The 16,075-nt window shown below is 71.6% G+C and carries 17 protein-coding genes; 7 read left to right on the top strand and 10 right to left on the bottom strand.

From position 1 onward, the window contains the following. The first annotated feature begins 88 nt into the window (after window positions 1–88). From HF999_RS00850 to HF999_RS00825, 6 genes are all read left to right on the top strand, one after another. Entirely contained in the window at window positions 89–859 is a 771-nt protein-coding gene (locus HF999_RS00850; protein WP_168544048.1) for a PIG-L deacetylase family protein, read from the top strand. 32 nt (window positions 860–891) lie between these two features. Continuing rightward, window positions 892–1,515, top strand: coding sequence for a TetR/AcrR family transcriptional regulator (locus tag HF999_RS00845; protein WP_168544047.1), 624 nt, complete (start codon window positions 892–894; stop codon window positions 1,513–1,515). After that, window positions 1,515–2,741: a glycosyltransferase gene (locus tag HF999_RS00840; protein ID WP_168544046.1), complete on the top strand. Its 1,227-nt coding sequence runs from the start codon at window positions 1,515–1,517 to the stop codon at window positions 2,739–2,741. Before HF999_RS00845 ends, HF999_RS00840 begins: the two co-directional genes overlap by 1 nt. Window positions 2,742–2,838: 97 nt before the next feature. Next, window positions 2,839–4,029 carry a prealbumin-like fold domain-containing protein gene (locus tag HF999_RS00835; RefSeq protein ID WP_168544045.1) on the top strand — a complete coding sequence of 397 codons (1,191 nt, stop codon included), beginning with the start codon at window positions 2,839–2,841 and terminating at the stop codon, window positions 4,027–4,029. Beyond that, window positions 4,029–4,625, top strand: coding sequence for a class F sortase (locus HF999_RS00830; protein ID WP_168544044.1), 597 nt, complete (start codon window positions 4,029–4,031; stop codon window positions 4,623–4,625). Before HF999_RS00835 ends, HF999_RS00830 begins: the two co-directional genes overlap by 1 nt. 42 nt (window positions 4,626–4,667) lie before the next feature. Then, window positions 4,668–5,384, top strand: coding sequence for a VIT1/CCC1 transporter family protein (locus HF999_RS00825; RefSeq protein WP_168544043.1), 717 nt, complete (start codon window positions 4,668–4,670; stop codon window positions 5,382–5,384). Between the two features lie 12 nt (window positions 5,385–5,396). Here HF999_RS00825 and HF999_RS00820 read toward each other — a convergent pair whose 3' ends face one another. The 8 genes from HF999_RS00820 to HF999_RS00785 form a co-directional block, all read right to left on the bottom strand. Next, window positions 5,397–7,025, bottom strand: coding sequence for an ABC-F family ATP-binding cassette domain-containing protein (locus HF999_RS00820; RefSeq protein ID WP_168544042.1), 1,629 nt, complete (start codon window positions 7,023–7,025; stop codon window positions 5,397–5,399). Between the two features lie 92 nt (window positions 7,026–7,117). Beyond that, window positions 7,118–8,218, bottom strand: coding sequence for a GGDEF domain-containing protein (locus HF999_RS22905; protein ID WP_168544041.1), 1,101 nt, complete (start codon window positions 8,216–8,218; stop codon window positions 7,118–7,120). A gap of 79 nt (window positions 8,219–8,297) precedes the next feature. After that, a complete protein-coding gene (gene trpA / locus HF999_RS00810) occupies window positions 8,298–9,080 on the bottom strand; it encodes a tryptophan synthase subunit alpha (RefSeq protein ID WP_168544040.1) in 783 nt (260 codons plus the stop codon). Next, on the bottom strand, window positions 9,077–10,396 hold the full coding sequence (gene trpB, locus HF999_RS00805; protein WP_312853962.1) for a tryptophan synthase subunit beta: 1,320 nt from the start codon (window positions 10,394–10,396) through the stop codon (window positions 9,077–9,079). The genes trpA and trpB overlap by 4 nt, the downstream gene beginning before the upstream one ends. 121 nt (window positions 10,397–10,517) lie before the next feature. After that, entirely contained in the window at window positions 10,518–11,267 is a 750-nt protein-coding gene (locus HF999_RS00800; RefSeq protein ID WP_168544039.1) for a GntR family transcriptional regulator, read from the bottom strand. A gap of 69 nt (window positions 11,268–11,336) precedes the next feature. Continuing rightward, window positions 11,337–12,155, bottom strand: coding sequence for an indole-3-glycerol phosphate synthase TrpC (gene trpC, locus HF999_RS00795; RefSeq protein WP_168544038.1), 819 nt, complete (start codon window positions 12,153–12,155; stop codon window positions 11,337–11,339). A 40-nt stretch (window positions 12,156–12,195) separates the two neighbouring features. After that, window positions 12,196–12,888, bottom strand: a complete 693-nt coding sequence (locus HF999_RS00790) for a TIGR02234 family membrane protein (RefSeq protein WP_168544037.1) — start codon at window positions 12,886–12,888, stop codon at window positions 12,196–12,198. Then, window positions 12,885–14,441 (bottom strand): anthranilate synthase component I, encoded by a 1,557-nt coding sequence (locus HF999_RS00785; RefSeq protein ID WP_168544156.1) that lies wholly within the window; start codon window positions 14,439–14,441, stop codon window positions 12,885–12,887. Before HF999_RS00785 ends, HF999_RS00790 begins: the two co-directional genes overlap by 4 nt. A gap of 37 nt (window positions 14,442–14,478) precedes the next feature. Between HF999_RS00785 and HF999_RS00780 the strand changes: the two genes are divergently transcribed. Beyond that, the gene (locus HF999_RS00780) at window positions 14,479–14,937 is read left to right on the top strand and encodes a peroxiredoxin family protein (protein WP_168544036.1); all 459 of its coding nucleotides are present in this window, start codon (window positions 14,479–14,481) and stop codon (window positions 14,935–14,937) included. A 3-nt stretch (window positions 14,938–14,940) separates the two neighbouring features. Here the strand turns inward: HF999_RS00780 and hisI are convergent, their stop codons facing one another. Together hisI and hisF are read right to left on the bottom strand one after the other, a co-directional pair. After that, window positions 14,941–15,288, bottom strand: coding sequence for a phosphoribosyl-AMP cyclohydrolase (hisI, locus tag HF999_RS00775; protein WP_168544035.1), 348 nt, complete (start codon window positions 15,286–15,288; stop codon window positions 14,941–14,943). Then, entirely contained in the window at window positions 15,285–16,061 is a 777-nt protein-coding gene (gene hisF, locus HF999_RS00770) for an imidazole glycerol phosphate synthase subunit HisF (protein ID WP_168544034.1), read from the bottom strand. The genes hisI and hisF overlap by 4 nt, the downstream gene beginning before the upstream one ends. Between the last annotated feature and the right edge of the window lie 14 nt (window positions 16,062–16,075).

Raw genomic sequence — 16,075 nt, 5'->3', positions numbered from 1 at the left:
CCCCATCCGGATTGCACACCGTTATGGAGAGAAAAACCGCAGGTCGCGTTCTCCATAACGGTGTTCAATCGGTGATATACAGGGGAGCATGGGCACCGTCGTCGCGCTGAATGCTCACCCGGACGATGAATCGATCTTCATGGGCGGCACGCTGGCGAAACTGGCGGCCGCCGGGCATCGGGTCGTGCTGGTCGTCGCGACCGACGGCATGATGCGCGGTGACGACGAGCCCGATCCACGCCGGCGCCTGCGCGAGTTGGACGCGGCCGCCGTCGAACTCGGCGCGGCGGAGGTCCGGTGGCTGGGGTACGCGGACAGCGGTCACGGTCGTGACCTCTACCCGGACCCCGCGGGCCGCGTACGCCTGGTGCGGGCGGACCTCGACGAGGCCGCCGAGGCGCTGGCCGCCGTCCTCCGGGAGACGAGGGCCGACCTCCTCATCGGATACGACCCCGCGGGCGTCTACGGCCACCGGGACCACGTCGCGGTCCACCACATCGCGCGCCGCGCGTCTGAACTGACGGGGGTACGCCTGGTGGAGGCGACGATGCCGCGCGAGGTCGCCGTCCGCCTGCTGACGGTGACCACCCGGCTACGACTCACCCGCGGACACGACCTCGAGGCGGCGCGAACCTGGTTCACCCCGGCCGAGGACATCACGCACCGGATCGATGTGCGCCCGTTCGTGGCCGCGAAGCAGCGCGCGCTCGGCGCGCACCGCTCCGAGATCAACGGGCCCGGCGCCGCCGCCCGCCTGATGCGCATCCTCCGCCGGCTCCCGGCGTGGCTGATCTCGCCGGTGGTCCGCACCGAGCACTTCGTCGAAGCCGGCGCCGAGCGTTCCGATCGTCTCCTCTAGCCCGATTAGATCGAGTGATCTATAGTTAGATCATGCGATCTAGTGAGACCTTCACCGAACAGGCGCGCCGCGCGCAGATCGCCGCGTGCGCGATCGACACCATCGCCGAGCTCGGCTACGGGAAGGCGTCCGTGCGCAAGATCGCGGACCGCGCGGGGGTGGCGATGAGCGTGGTGCTGTACCACTTCGGCGACAAGGACAGCCTGATCGCAGCGGTGGTACACGAGTCCTACTCCGCTCTGCTCGCCGAAATGGTGCCCGCCGTCGAGGCGGCACCCACCGCCGCGGCGAAGCTCGAGGCGCACATCCGCACCCACCTGCGGTACATGCGCACGCACCGCAACCACCAGCTCGCACTCATGGAGATCGCCGGCGGATTCCGCACCAAGGACGGCGGCCGCCTGCAGGACGTCTCCGTGGACGCGGGCCACGACGACGCCCGCGCCCGGGTCGAGCTCGACGTGATCCTCACGAGCGGCGTCGACTCCGGCGAGTTCCGCCCGCTGAACGTCGGCTCGATGGCGACGGCGATCCGCGGAGCCGTCGGCTCCGCGATGCTGAGCTCGCTCGCGGATCCCGCCTTCGACCTCGACGGCTACGCCGACGATCTCGTCGAAGCCTTCGCCCGCGCCACCCGCACCGACCAGGAGATGTGATGGTCCACGTCCTCATCGCCACCTACGGCTCCCGCGGCGACACGATGCCGCTCGCCGGCGTCGGGCTGCGGTTGCAGCAGGCCGGCCACGCCGTCACCATCACCACCAATCATGAACTCGACAGCGAGACAACAGAACTGGGGCTCGATGCCCGTGGCGTCCCGCTCGACCTCGGCGAGCCGGACGGCGAGCCCTCCCTCGCCGACGCGATGAAACTGATCAGGCCTGCGGGGATCCGGCAGTTGAGCCGCAACGTCCTCGAGGCGGTCGACGACGTCCCCGCCGATGTCGTCCTCACGACCCCTTTCACAGAGCCGGCCATGCACGCCCTCGCGGAGGCCCGCGGAATCCCGATCATCGGCGCCCGCCTGCAGCCGCTGTCCGCGACCCGCGAGTACCCGCCGAGCCTGCTCGGCGCCTGGTCGTCGGGCGGCACGATCAACCGGGCCACCGGGCGATTCGCCGAGGGCACCGTCGACCGGATGTACGCGGGCGTGGTCGCCGACCTGCGTCGCGATCTCGGCCTCCCGAGGCGGTCCGCCCGCGCCCTCCGTCGCGACCGCTCACGGGCGCAGTGGCCGATCCTGTGCGGGTGGTCGCCCGCCGTGCTCCCGCGCCCGGCGGACTGGCGCCCGGGCATCGAGGTCGTCGGCAGCTGGTGGGCGCCCTCGCCGCGGAACTGGTCGCCCGCTCCCGACCTGGAGGACTTCCTCGCCGACGGTCCGCCGCCCGTCCTCGTGGGCCTCGGCTCCCTGCTGGTGCCGGCGCAGGAACGCGACCGCCTGGCCGCGATCGTCGACGAGGCCCTGGCCGCCGCCGGTGTCCGCGGCCTCGTGCAGGCCGGTGGAGCCGGCCTTCGGGTTCCGGACCGCGAGGGCGTCCTGAACATCGACACGGTCCCGTACGAGCACGTCCTGCCCCGGGTCGCCGCGATCGTGCACTCCTGCGGCGCGGGCACCACCGCGGCCGCCCTCCGCGCGGGGATCCCGTCGGCGCCTCTCCCCTCTCCCGGCGGCGACCAGCCGTTCTGGGCCCGGCGGCTGCACGCGCTCGGCGCCGGCACCCTGCCGATAGCGCGGACGAAGGTCACGGTTTCCGCTCTCGCGAAGGCCATACGTGCCGCGGTGAGCGATTCGCGGTATCGGACCGCGGCGGGTGCGCTGAGCAGCGCGATCGCCACCGAGGACGGGGCCGCGACCGTCCTGCGCGTCGTGGCCGGCCAATAACGATTTCGTAACACCGCTAACGGAATCAGTGCCTGCTCCCGATCTTCCTCACGTCGAACGACATCGCCGATGGGGGAACGAAGAACAGGAGGACGCGATGACACACGCGACCAGGAACCGAATCCGCCGCGCGCTGCTACTACCGGTGGCGCTGATCCCGATGACGGGACTGCTGCCCGCCGTCGCGGGCGCCGAGCCGACGACGCCACCGGCGCCACCGACCACGACATCCGCGGCGCCGACGCCCGCCACGCCGACGACCACCAGCCCCACCACCTCGACGGTGCCGACCACGACGACGCCGACCACGGCACCGTCGACCACGACGACGATGCCGCCGCAGGGCCCACCCGGACTGCTCACCGTCGGTGCGGTGCGCATCGTCGACCCGCGGGGCGCGAGCGTGCCGGGCGCGACGGTGTACGTCCAGGGCTGCAAGGGCGGCCCCGGGGCCGCGCTCGCCGACGGTGGCGCGACCACGGTCACGGGCCGCTGCGTCAGCGCCCGGATGGATCACACGCCGACCAACTGGCGCCTGCTCTCGCCCGTCGTCCAGACGATCACCACGGACTCCGGCCGGGCCGAATTCCGGTTCGTGCTCGAGCGCGGTGGCATCGTCCCGCCGACCACCACGACGAGCCCACCGCCGACCGCGGGCGTGCGTTTCACGATCACCGCCCGCGACCAGAACGGGAACGGTGTCCCGTCCGAGTACGCCGTCGCCGAGTGCGACAGCTGGCGTCCCCTGGGCGGTGCCCGCACCGACAGCGGCGGCAACGGCGGCGGTGCCTTCCCGCGCGATTGCGTCAGCGTCGTTCCCACGGCCTGGCCGTCGTCGTGCGTCCTGCTCGGCCCGAACGCGTACTCCCGAGTGGAGGGCAACGCCGTGAACCGCCTCGCGTTCCGATTCCGGTGCGGCGTCACGATCCCGCCGGGCGAGGTGGAGACCAACGGCACCCTCGTCAAGACCGACCGGATCACCGGCGCCCCGCTGGCCGGAGCATCGTTCGTGATCTCCCGCTGCGGCAGCGACGAGGCCGTCCGCGCGGTCACGACGGGCGCGAACGGCATTGCGTCGTTCTCGCTCCCGTCGGGGTGCTACCGGGCCACCGAGACCGCGGCACCCGCCGGCTACGTCCGGGACGCCGCTGCCGTCGCCTTCGAGGTGCGCCTCACCCCGCAGTTCCAGGTCCGGGTGACCAACTCGAGGATCGGTGCCGGGCCCGTCGTCCGCAACCCCGGCGTCCGCGTACCGATCGCCTCGATCCCGTCCGGGCGGACCGCCTGATGTCGCGCCGCACGGCAGCGCTCGTCGTCTCCGCCGCCGCGGTGCTGTCCCTGCTGGGATGCGGCAGCACCGTCGACGGGGCGGCGAGCGCACCGTCGTCGAATCCGTCTGCGCAGAGCGACCTGCGGCCGCCGGTCGCCGCGACCGCGAGCGAGCCGACGACGCCGGTCACGGTCACCGTCGGCGGCGCGGACGCCCCGATCGACGCGGTCGCGACGGACTCGCAGGGCGCCCTGTACCCGCCGACGGACGTGAGCCGCGTCGGCTGGTGGGTCGACTCGGCGCTCCCGGGCTCGGGCGCGGGAGCGGTGGTGCTCTCCGGGCACGTCGACGACGCCCGGCAGGGCGTCGGGTACGCGAAGCGGTTCTCCGCCTTGAAAACCGGCGATCGGGTCGAGCTCACCGGCAAGGACGGCGCACGGATCGCCTACCGGGTCACTCGCACCGTCTCGGTGAACAAGGGCGTGCTGCCCACGGACGACCTGAACCGGCTCGACGGGCCCGAGACCCTGTTCATGGTCACCTGCGGCGGGCGATTCGTCGGCCCGCCGATGGGGTACGAGAACAACGATCTCGTCTACGCGGAACGCGCGTGACGGTGCGGGGGCACGGGTCCGTCCGCGGGTAGCATCACCGCAATGGTCGACGGTCCGCTCGCGCCGCGCCGGTCCGCCTGGTCGCGGGCCCGGTATCGGATGCGCCGATCGTCGTCGCCCCGGAGTTGGGCCGTCGACGCGAACGACGGCATCATCGGCACCGCCGGGCTCCTCGAGGGCTTCGTCGGATCGGGCGCCGGCGATGCGGTGCTGATGACGGCCGCCTGCGCGGCCACGGTCGCCGGATCGTTCGCCGTCGGGGGTGCGAAATGGGCGGAGGCCGAGGCCGAGCGCGAGTCCGAGGCGCACATCATCGACGAGGAGCGCGCTCAGCTGGCCGCGGATCCCGACGACGGGTTGGCGGAACTCGCGGCGTACTGGGAGTCGAGAGGCCTGGACGCGGCCGCCGCAGCGGACATTGCGGAGCAGCTCAGCGCACGCGACGCACTGGCGGCACAGCTGGAGTACGAGCACGGCATCGTCCGGCCGATCCCCGCCTGGCACCCTGCGTGGGCGGGGGCGTCGTCGTCCCTCGCGTACATCAGTGGCGCGCTCGTCCCCTTGGTACTGACGGTGTCGGTTCCGGTGGGTGTCGAGGTGTGGGCGATCGCGATCGCCGTGATCGCGTCGTTGATCCTGACATCGGTGATCGCCGGTCGACGAAGCCGCATCTCCGTCCGCCGGCTCATCGTGCGCACCGTGCTCGTCGGGGTCGCGACGATGCTGATCAGCTACCTGATCGGGTCGCTGCTCCTGTGACCCCGGACGGGCTCACGCCAGCTCGATGAGCTCCTGGTACTCGGCGTTCCAGTGGTCCTCGGTGCCGTCGGGCAGCAGGATGACGCGCTCCGGGTTCAGCGCCTCCGCCGCGCCCGGGTCGTGCGTCACCAGCACGACGGCGCCCTCGTAGGAGCGCAGCGCCTCGAGCACCTGCTCGCGGCTGACGGGGTCCAGGTTGTTCGTCGGCTCGTCGAGGAGCAGGACGTTCGCGGCCGAGGAGACGAGGCCCGCCAGAGCGAGTCGGGTCTTCTCACCACCCGATAACGTGCCCGCGGGCTGCTCGAGCTGCGGGCCCGTGAACATGAACGCGCCGAGCAGTCCGCGCAGGTCCTGCTCCCCCGCGTCCGGGGACGCGTGCCGGATGTTGTCCCACACGGAGGCCTCGTCGTCGAGGGTGTCGTGCTCCTGCGCGAAGTAGCCGATCTTCAGGCCGCGGCCGGGCTCGAGGCCCCCCGTGTCCGGCGTCTCGACGCCCGCCAGGAGCTTGAGCAGCGTGGTCTTACCCGCGCCGTTGAGACCCAACACGACGACGCGCGAGCCCTTGTCGATGGCGAAGTCGACACCGGTGAAGATCTCCAGGGAGCCGTAGGTCTTGGTGAGGTTCTTGACCATGAGCGGCGTCTTGCTGCAGGGCGCCGGAGCGGGGAACTTGATCCGCGCGGTCTTGTCCTCGACGCGCACGTCGTCGAGCTCGCTCATCATCCGCTCGGCGCGGCGCAGCATGTTCTGCGCGGCGACGGCCTTGGTCGCCTTGGCGCCCATCTTCGCGGCCTGCACGCGCAACGCGCCCGCCTTCTTCTCCGCGTTGGCGCGCTCACGACGACGACGCTGCTCGTCGGTGGCGCGGGCGTCGATGTACTTCTTCCAGCCCATGTTGTAGACGTCCGCCTCGCCGCGCACGGCGTCCAGGAACCAGACGCGGTTCACGACATCGGCGAGCAGGTCCACGTCGTGGCTGATCACGATGAGGCCTCCGTCGTGGTTCTGCAGGAAGGTGCGCAGCCAGCCGATGGAGTCGGCGTCGAGGTGGTTGGTCGGCTCGTCGAGGAGCAGCGTGGTGTCGGACTTGCCGCCCGAGCCGTCGGACGCGGCGAACAGGATGCGCGCCAGTTCGACGCGGCGGCGCTGGCCGCCCGAGAGCGTGCGCAGCGGCTGCTCGAGCACCCGGTCCGGCAGGGCCAGGCTGTTGCAGATCCTGGCGGCCTCGGACTCGGCGGCGTAGCCGCCCAGCGAGGAGAAGCGCTCCTCGAGATTGCCGTACTTGCGCACCGCCGTGTCGAGCTCGTCGCCGACGAGCTCCGCCATCCGGACCTGCTGCTTGGCCATCTGGGCGACGATCTGATCCAGCCCGCGGGCCGAGAGCACCCGGTCCTTCGCGAGCACGTCGAGGTCGCCCTCGCGCGGATCCTGCGGCAGGTAGCCGACGTCGCCGGAGGAGATGATCCGCCCCGCGTAGGGCTCGCCCTCCCCCGCCAGGATGCGCATGGTGGTGGTCTTGCCGGCGCCGTTGCGGCCGACGAGGCCGATCCGGTCGCCCGCCTGCACACGCAACTGGTCGCCGGGCGCGGTCAGCAGGGTGCGGACGCCGGCGCGCACTTCGAGGTCGGTCGCGGTAATCACAACGGTCCAGCTTACCGGTCCGCGGGTCCGATTCTCACCTCCGATTCCCTCCGGTGACGGCGCTCACTCCCACTCGTCGGCGGTACCCGCGCTCACCCGTCGCCCCGAACGTGCCCGGGGCGCCGCACGATGACGGCGTCGGTCGCACTGCGCTTCGCCTCGTACAGCGCCTCGTCGGCGTCCGCCGCCAGCGAATCGAGCCGGTCACGGTCGTCGACCGGGGCGAGCACGATGCCCATACTGGCCGGGAGCCCCGGGGCCTCGGGGCCACCCGTCCGCTGCCGAACGAGCGCGCGAAGCTGTTCGACGGTGCGCTGCGCCGCCTCCGCATCGGACCGGATGGCCAGAACACTGAACTCGTCCCCGCCGTTGCGCGCGACGATCAGGCGCGGTACCGAGTGCAGCCGGGCGGCGACGGTGCTGAGCAGCTCGTCCCCGGCGAAATGCCCGCGGGTGTCGTTGAAGAGCTTGAACTCGTCGAGGTCCAGTGCGCCCACCACGAAGACACCGTCGGAACCACCGTGCCGGGCCGTCGCGCGCCGAACCGCGAGATCCATGCCGCGCCGGTTGTACACGCCGGTCAGGCTGTCCATGTACCACTCCTTGGACACCCGCGTTATGCCGGCCCGGCCGGCCTCCACGACCACCTGAATGATCACGGGCAGTCCGACGACCGTCGCGATCGCGGGGGTCGTGTACACGTACAGATCGAGCAGCGTGCGCCCGTCGAACGCGATGGCGTAGGCGGTGAGACCACCGATGAGCAGCAGCGAGTAGATGCAGTGCACCAGGAGGACTCGCCAACCGAGGAAGAAGGCGGCGAACAGCCCCAGCATGGCGAGGTGGATCGCTCCGCAGATCCGCGCCGTGGGATCGGACAGCACGGACGCGGCGACGCCGATGAGGAGATCCGCGAGCAGGAGGAACTTGATCGCCTGCCGGGCGGTCGGCCATCTGCCCTTCAACCATTGCAGCCCGAGCCCGAATCCCAGCAGCGCCGAGCCGACTTGGACGGTCCGCAGGACGACGCCGTGCGGCCCCATCGGATTGAACTGCATGACCAGGGCCAGCGGCAGCATCATCATCGCCAAGGACGCGATGGCGATCCGTAGCAGACCGGTGCCGTGGATGAACCGGATCGCCTCCGTGGTGAAGGCGAACTCGGCTATGCCGGCGGTCCGCCACTCGCCCACATCCGTCAGCTCGCGCCAGGTGTACCGTGCGAGCCGCCGCCAACTCGTCCGGCGACGTGCGCCGCGGTGTCCGGTGGAATCAGCGGCCAGATCGCACCCCCACGGCCAGTTCCGCGGTGAGGTTGCGCACCGCGTCGAGCGACTCGCCCGCGGCGCTCACCAGTGCGGAGCCCACGATGACCGCGTCCGCGTACGCGGCGATCTCGGCGGCCTGCTCGCGCGAGCGCACGCCGAGGCCCACGCCCACAGGGATGTCCGACACCGCACGCACGCGGGCCACGAGCTCGGGCGCGACATTGTCGACCGCGTCCCGCGCACCGGTGACGCCCATCGTCGACGCGACGTACAGGAAGCCCGACGACGCGTCGGCCGTCATCGCGAGCCGCTCCGGGGTCGACGACGGCGCGACCAGGAAGATCTTGTCGAGTCCGTGCCGATCGGCCGCCGCGATCCACTCGTCGGCCTCCTCGGGAATGAGGTTCGGCGTGATCAGGCCCTTGCCGCCCGCAGCGGCGAGGTCGCGGGCGAAGGCCTCGACGCCGTACTTGAGCACGGGGTTCCAGTACGCCATCACGACCGGAGCGGCGCCCGCGGTGGCGACCGCCTCCGCGTAGGCGAAGATGTCGCGCACCCGGATGCCGCCGCGCAACGCGTCGTCGGCGGCGCGCTGGATGACGGGGCCGTCCATCACGGGATCGCTGTAGGCGACACCCAGCTCGACGATGTCGGCGCCGGACTCCGCCATGGCGACCACGGTATCGATGCCGCCCTGCTTGGTCGGGTACCCGCAGGGCAGGTAGGTCACCAATGCCGCGCGGTTGTCCGTACGGCACTGCTCGAAGACCGGTGCGAGTGCGCTCACTTGTTCTCCCCCTCGAACTCCGCGTTCCGCAGCTCCGTGTTCAGATCCGCGCCGACCACCTTCTGGCCGACGACCTCACCCTGTTCGTCGAGCAGTCCGAACCACTTCCCCGCCGTGTCGACGTCCTTGTCGCCCCGGCCGGACAGGTTCACCACGATCACCGCGCCGGGACCGAGCTCGCGTCCCAGTTCGAGCGCGCCCGCCACGGCGTGCGCCGACTCGATCGCGGGGATGATCCCCTCGGTGCGGCACAGCAGCGCGAAGGCGTCCATCGCCTGGGCATCGGTGATCGGCACGTACTCCGCGCGGCCGTCCTCCTTGAGCTGCGCGTGCTCCGGGCCGACGCCCGGGTAGTCCAGGCCGGCCGAGATCGAGTGCGACTCGATGGTCTGGCCGTCCTCGTCCTGCAGCAGATACGAGTAGGCACCCTGGAAGGCACCGGGGCTGCCACCGGTGAAGGTCGCGGCGTGCCGGCCGGTCTCGACGCCGTCGCCGGCGGCCTCACAGCCGACGAGCCGGACGCCCGCGTCGCCGATGAACGGGTGGAAGATGCCGATCGCGTTCGACCCACCGCCCACGCAGGCGACCACGGCGTCGGGCAGGCGGCCCGCGGCGTCGAGCACCTGCGCGCGCGCCTCCATGCCGACGATGCGCTGCAGATCGCGGACCATGAGCGGGAACGGGTGCGGGCCCGCGGCGGTGCCGAAGCAGTAGTACGTGGTGTCGGCGTTGCTCACCCAGTCGCGCAGCGCCTCGTTGATGGCGTCCTTGAGCGATGCGGAACCGGAGGCGACGGCGATCACCTCGGCACCGAGCAGACGCATCCGCGCGACATTGAGCGCCTGGCGATCCGTGTCGACCTTGCCCATGTAGACGACGCACTCGATCCCGAGCAGAGCGCAGGCGGTGGCCGTCGCGACGCCGTGCTGGCCCGCACCGGTCTCGGCGATCACCCGCGGCTTGCCCATGCGCTTGGCGAGGAGCACCTGTCCGAGCACGTTGTTGATCTTGTGGCTGCCGGTGTGGTTGAGGTCCTCGCGCTTGAGGTAGAGCTGCGCGCCACCCGCGTGCTCGTTCAGGCGCACGCAGGGGTACAGCGGCGACGGACGCCCGGTGTACTGCCGCTGCAGGCGGTCCAGCTCGTCGAGGAAGCCGTCGTCACTGCGGACCTTCTCGAACTCGGCGGTGACCTCCTCGATCACGGCCATCAGTGCCTCGGGCACGTGCCGACCGCCCCAGGCACCCCAATGACCGGCCCCGTCCGGCTCATAGGCCGATCGCTGGGACAGTCCGGTACTCGCTTCAGGGAGGCTCACACGACGATTATCCCCATCCCGTCAAAGTGGAATCACGGCGACGCCAATCATTCCGCGAAACCCTCTGCCCGACGAATGTTTCCGGGCATTACCACCACTCTCGCCGACGGTCCCCGATCCGCTATCGGCCCGTCGTCGCGGCCGGACCCGTCGTCGCGCGGGCGACGAACGTGAACCGGTCCCCCCGATAGACGCTGCGCGTCCACTCGAGAGCGATACCGTCCGCCCCGCGCGCCAGCCGGTGGACCATCAGCATCGGGTGCGCCGTCGGCACTTGCAGCAGCTCCGCCTCGTCCGGGGACGCGAGCGCCGTCTCCACCGTGTCCTCCACCGCCGCGATCTCCCGCGAGTAGTGCACCCGCAGCGCCTCGTACAGCGAGGCACCGTCCTGCGCCAAGCGCCCCGCCAGCCCGCGCAGTGGTCCGCGCAGGTGCGCGATCTCGATGGCGAGCGGCTCGTCGTCGACGATGCGCAGCCTCGTCACCCGGTACACGCGTGCCCCGCGCGGCAGACCGAGCGCCGCCTGCGTCTCCGCGTCCGCCGGGACGTGGTCGCACGCCAGCACTCGCGAGTCCACCGTTTTGCCGTCGACGCCGACGTCCTCGCTCAGCGAGGTCAGCTGCCGCACCCGCACCACCTTCGGCGGCGCCACGTACGTCCCGCTGCCGTGTTCGCGGCGCAGTACGCCCTCCGCGGACAGCTCGGCCAGGGCCTTGCGGAGCGTGGTGCGGGAGACGCCGAGATCCTCCGCGAGCCGGCGCTCGGCCGGCAGTGTGTCGCCGTGTCCCAATCGGTCGATCCGGCGTTGCAGTTCCAACTTCGCGCGAAAGTAGCGGGGCGGCTCGGCGTGCCTCGTGCGCGGGAGCATCATGTGGTGCACATTACCTTTGACGACGCAAGTGGTCTATGCCACTCCTGGGCGGACGACCTCGTCAGCGCATCATCGCGCGGGGCGCGGGCAGCTGGGGTGGGAGCCGGCCGTGACCAGGTCGGCGACCGCGGTCCGCGGATCGCCAGCCGTCACCAGCCCCTCGCCGACCAGCACCCCGTCTGCGCCCTGGCCCGCGTAGGTGAGCAGGTCACGGCTGTCGCGCACACCCGACTCGGCGATCTTGATCACCGAGGAGGGCAGGCCGGGCGCGATGCGGCCGAAGGTCTCGGGGTCGACATCGAGGGACTTGAGGTTGCGGGCGTTGACGCCGATCACGGTGGCGCCCGCCTCGAGCGCGCGGTCCGCCTCGTCCTCGGTGTGCACCTCGACCAGGGCCGTCATACCGAGCGATTCGACGCGGTCGAGCAGCGACACGAGAACGGGCTGCTCCAGCGCCGCCACGATGAGCAGCACCAGGTCCGCGCCGTGGGCGCGAGCCTCGTGGATCTGATACGGGCACACGATGAAGTCCTTGCGCAGCACCGGGATCCGCACCCGGTCGCGCACCGCGTCGAGATCGGCCAGCGAGCCCTTGAACCGGCGCTCCTCGGTGAGCACGCTGATCGCACGCGCTCCGCCCGCCTCGTACTCCGAGGCCAGCGCGGCCGGATTCGCGATACCCGCGAGCTCGCCCTTCGACGGGCTCGCCCGCTTGACCTCCGCGATGACCGCGATGCCGGGGGCGCGCAGCGCGGCGGTGGCGTCGAGCGCGGGCTCCGCAGCCTTGGCGGCGGCCTTCACCGCGGCGAGGTCGAGCCGTGCTTCACGGGCCGCCACGTCCGCGCGCACACCCTCGATGATCGAGTCGAGAACAGTGGGTGATGTCACGGCAGCGGGCCTTTCGTGGAGCGTGCAGCGTGCTCCAAGGTTAGCCCTCCGTCCGCGGGCGCTCGGGCGCGGCCCCTTCGCGCGAGGACTGCTGCCCCGGCGCCGCCTCGGCGACGCCCGTCGTCGTCGGGTCCTCGCCACCGTCGAGGGCGTCCCAGAGGTCCCGCTCCGAGGCCTCCTCCGCCGCGGCATCGTCGAAGACGCGCTGCTCCAGCTGGGCGCGACGGGCCGCGGGCGAGACGTACTTCGCCCCCATTCCTCCGGCGCGCAGTCCCCGCACCAGCAGGGCCGCGGCGAGGACGGCGAGGAGTGCCGCGACCAGCGCGACCGACGGGCCCGCCGGGGCCCTGGACACGGCGGAGATGTAGTCCTTGTTGCCCATCACGGCGCCGCCGCGCAGGATCTTCTCCAGGTATCCGATGTCGGGCTCCTGGGTGAGCACCGTCAGCGCGGGGTACGCCGTGCCGATCGCCGCGGCCGCGACGATCACCGCCACCAGCGCGCGAGCCCAGGTCTTGAGCGCCAGCCCGGCCGCGATGGCGGCGAGGAAGACCAGCCACAGCGCCGACAGCGCGGGCGCCCAGGTGTGCCCGGCGACCGACATCGATCGTTCGGCCGACAGCCCGTCGGCCAGCGTGACGCCCATCCACGACATCCGGCCCGAGCCCCAGGCGGCGCCCGCGGCGCCGGCCAACAGGAGCGCGACCAGTGCCAGGTTCCGTTTCGATTTCATCGTGCCTCCTCCGAGACCGCACGCATGGTGTTCGCCGCTGCCACCGCCTTGAGCGCGGCGAGCGCCTTGTTGCGCGACTCGTTGTACTCGTACTCGCCCACCGAATCGGCGACGACGCCACCACCCGACTGCACGTACGCGGTCCCGTCCTTGAGGATCGCGGTGCGGATCGCGATCGCGGTGTCCGCGTCGCCGGCGAAGTCGAGGTACCCGACGATGCCGCCGTACAGGCCGCGGCGGGTGATCTCGGCCTCGTCGATCAGTTCCATGGCCCGGACCTTGGGCGCCCCGGTGAGGGTGCCCGCGGGGAAGCACGCCGCGACGGCGTCGAGGGCCTGTTTGCCGTCCGCGAGGTCGCCCGACACGGTGGAGACGAGGTGCATGACATGGCTGTACCGCTCGATCCGGCGGTAGTCGGTGACCCGGACGGTGCCCGGCGTGCAAACGCGGCCGAGGTCGTTGCGGCCGAGGTCCACGAGCATCAGGTGCTCGCTGTTCTCCTTCTCGTCCGCCCGCAGGTCCTTCTCCAGCAGGAGGTCCTCCTCCGCGGTCGCACCGCGCCAGCGGGTTCCCGCGATCGGGTGCGTGGTGGCGACACCGTCGGACACCGTGACCAGCGCCTCGGGACTCGAACCGACGATGGAGAAGGCGAGCGCACCGTCGGGCGCCGGAACCTGCACCAGGTACATGTACGGGCTCGGATTCGAGGCGCGCAGCACACGGTAGACGTCGATCGGGTCGGCGTCCGAGGGCACGGAGAAGCGCTGCGAGGGCACCACCTGGAAGGCCTCGCCGGCCTCGATGTCGCCGACCAGCTTCTCGACGATCGCGCTGTACTCCTCGACGGTGCGCTGCGCGGTCACGTCCGGCTCGGGCCGGGTGAACGACGCGACGGACGAGGCCAGCGGCGCCGCGAGCGCCGCCTCCATGGCGTCGAGCCGGCGCACGGCGTCCGCATACGCCTCGTCGACCCGATCGGCGGAGCCGTCCCAGTTGACCGCATTGGCGATGAGCGTGATCGTCCCCTCGTGGTGGTCGATCGCCGCCAGATCGGTGGCCAGCAGCCAGACCATCTCGGGAAGGTGCAGATCGTCGACCGTGGTGTCGGGCAGCCGCTCCAGACGCCGCACGGCGTCGTAGGCGAGGTAACCGACCATGCCGCCGTTGAGCGGGGGCAGTCCCTCGATCCGCTCGGAGCTCAGGAGCCGCAGCACCTCCCCGAGTGCGGCGATCGGATCGCCGCCCGACGGTGCGCCGGCCGGCGCCTTCCCGATCCAGGTGGCGACCCCGTCGACCACGGTCAGCGCGGACGGCGCCGGAGCGCCGACGAAGGACCATCGGCTCCAGGACTGACCCGCGGCGGCGGACTCCAGCAGGAAGGTGCCGGGGCGGCCACCCGCGAGCTTGCGGTACGCCGACAACGGGGTCTCGGCGTCGGCGAGCACCGTGCGGATCACGGGCACCACGCGGTGCCGGTCCGCGAGCGCGCGGAACTCCTCCGGGCTGGTGGTCGCGCCATCGGGCTGCAGGTTCGGCTGCTGTGCGGTACTCATCGCCTGCCAGTATCCCAGTGCCGGTAGGTTCGTGGCCATGCGCATAGGCCAGCAGGCCCCCGAGTTCGCACTGCCCGACCGGACCGGCACCGTCCGGACCCTCTCCGAGCTCCGCGGCGACGGCCGCGCCGCCGTGTTCTTCTACCTCACCGCCGGTTCGCCCGTCTGCGTCGCCGAGGTCGACCGGTTCCGCGCCGCGGGTGAGGAATTCGACCGGCGCGGTGCCGCGCGGATCGGCATCAGCCTGGACCCGCCCGCCCGGACGCAGGCCTTCGCCGACGTCATGGAGCCCGGCTTCCCGTTGCTCACCGACGCCGACGGTGCCGTCGCGGCCGAGTACGGCGTGCTGCGCGGCCGGTACTCCGTGGCGCCGGTCAAGCGGCGGACCTTCCTCATCGACACCGACGGGACCGTGCTCCACATCGTGATCGGCGAGCTCCGCGCGGTGGCGCACGTCGAGGAGACGCTCGCCTTCCTCCGCACGCTCAGCGCGTAGCGCTCACTCCCGGCCGAGCAGCAGGTCGCCGTCGAAACAGGTGTGCGTGCCGGTGTGGCAGGCGGGCCCCGTCTGCCGGACGGTCAGGAGCACCGTGTCCCCGTCGCAATCGAGACGGACGTCGCGGACCTCCTGCACGTGTCCCGAGGTCTCGCCCTTGACCCACAGCTGCTTCCGGGATCGCGAGTAGTAGGTGCCCCTGCGGGTGGCGAGGGTGAGCGCGAGGGCCTCGTCGTTCATCCACGCCATCATGAGCACATCGCCGGTGCCCTCCTCCTGGGCGATGGCGGCGACGAGCCCGTCGGCGTTGCGCTTGAGCCGTGCGGCGATGGCACCGTCGAGCGCGGTCACCGTCGGACCACCAGACCGTGCGTCGCCATCTCGGCCTTGACCTGCCCGATCGTCATGTCCCCGAAGTGGAAGACACTGGCGGCCAGCACCGCGTCCGCGCCGGCCTCGACGGCGGGGGCGAAGTGGTCGACCGCGCCGGCGCCCCCGGACGCGATGACGGGGATGTGCACCGCTGCACGGGCCGCCCCGATCATCCGGAGGTCGAATCCGGCCTTGGTGCCATCGGCGTCCATGGAGTTGAGCAGGATCTCACCGACGCCGAGTTCCTCACCGCGGCGGGCCCATTCGATGGCGTCGAGGCCCGTGCCCCGGCGCCCGCCGTGCGTGGTGACCTCCCAGCCCGACGGTGTCGGCTCGTCACCGTCCGGGACGGTGCGGGCGTCGACGGAGAGCACGATGCACTGGCTGCCGAACCGGTTCGACAGTTCCTTGAGCAATTCGGGTCGATCGATCGCGGCGGTGTTGACGGACACCTTGTCCGCGCCGGCGCGGAGCAGGGTGTCGACGTCCTCGACGGAGCGCACGCCGCCGCCCACGGTGAGCGGGATGAACACCTGCTCCGCAGTGCGGCGCACGACCTCGAGCATGGTGCCGCGGCCCGAGCTCGACGCGGTCACATCGAGGAAGGTCAGCTCGTCCGCGCCCTGCGCGTCGTACGCGGCCGCGAGCTCGACGGGATCGCCCGCGTCGCGCAGGTTCTGGAAGTTGACGCCCTTGACGACGCGCCCGTCGTCGACGTCCAGGCACGGGATCACGCGCACGGCCACCGTCATCGGTTCCGCCTCCT

The organism is Tsukamurella spumae, from assembly GCF_012396015.1.
Lineage (GTDB): Bacteria > Actinomycetota > Actinomycetes > Mycobacteriales > Mycobacteriaceae > Tsukamurella > Tsukamurella spumae.
Note: the sequence above shows the minus strand (reverse complement) of the source record. Positions and strands in the feature narration are given on the sequence as shown.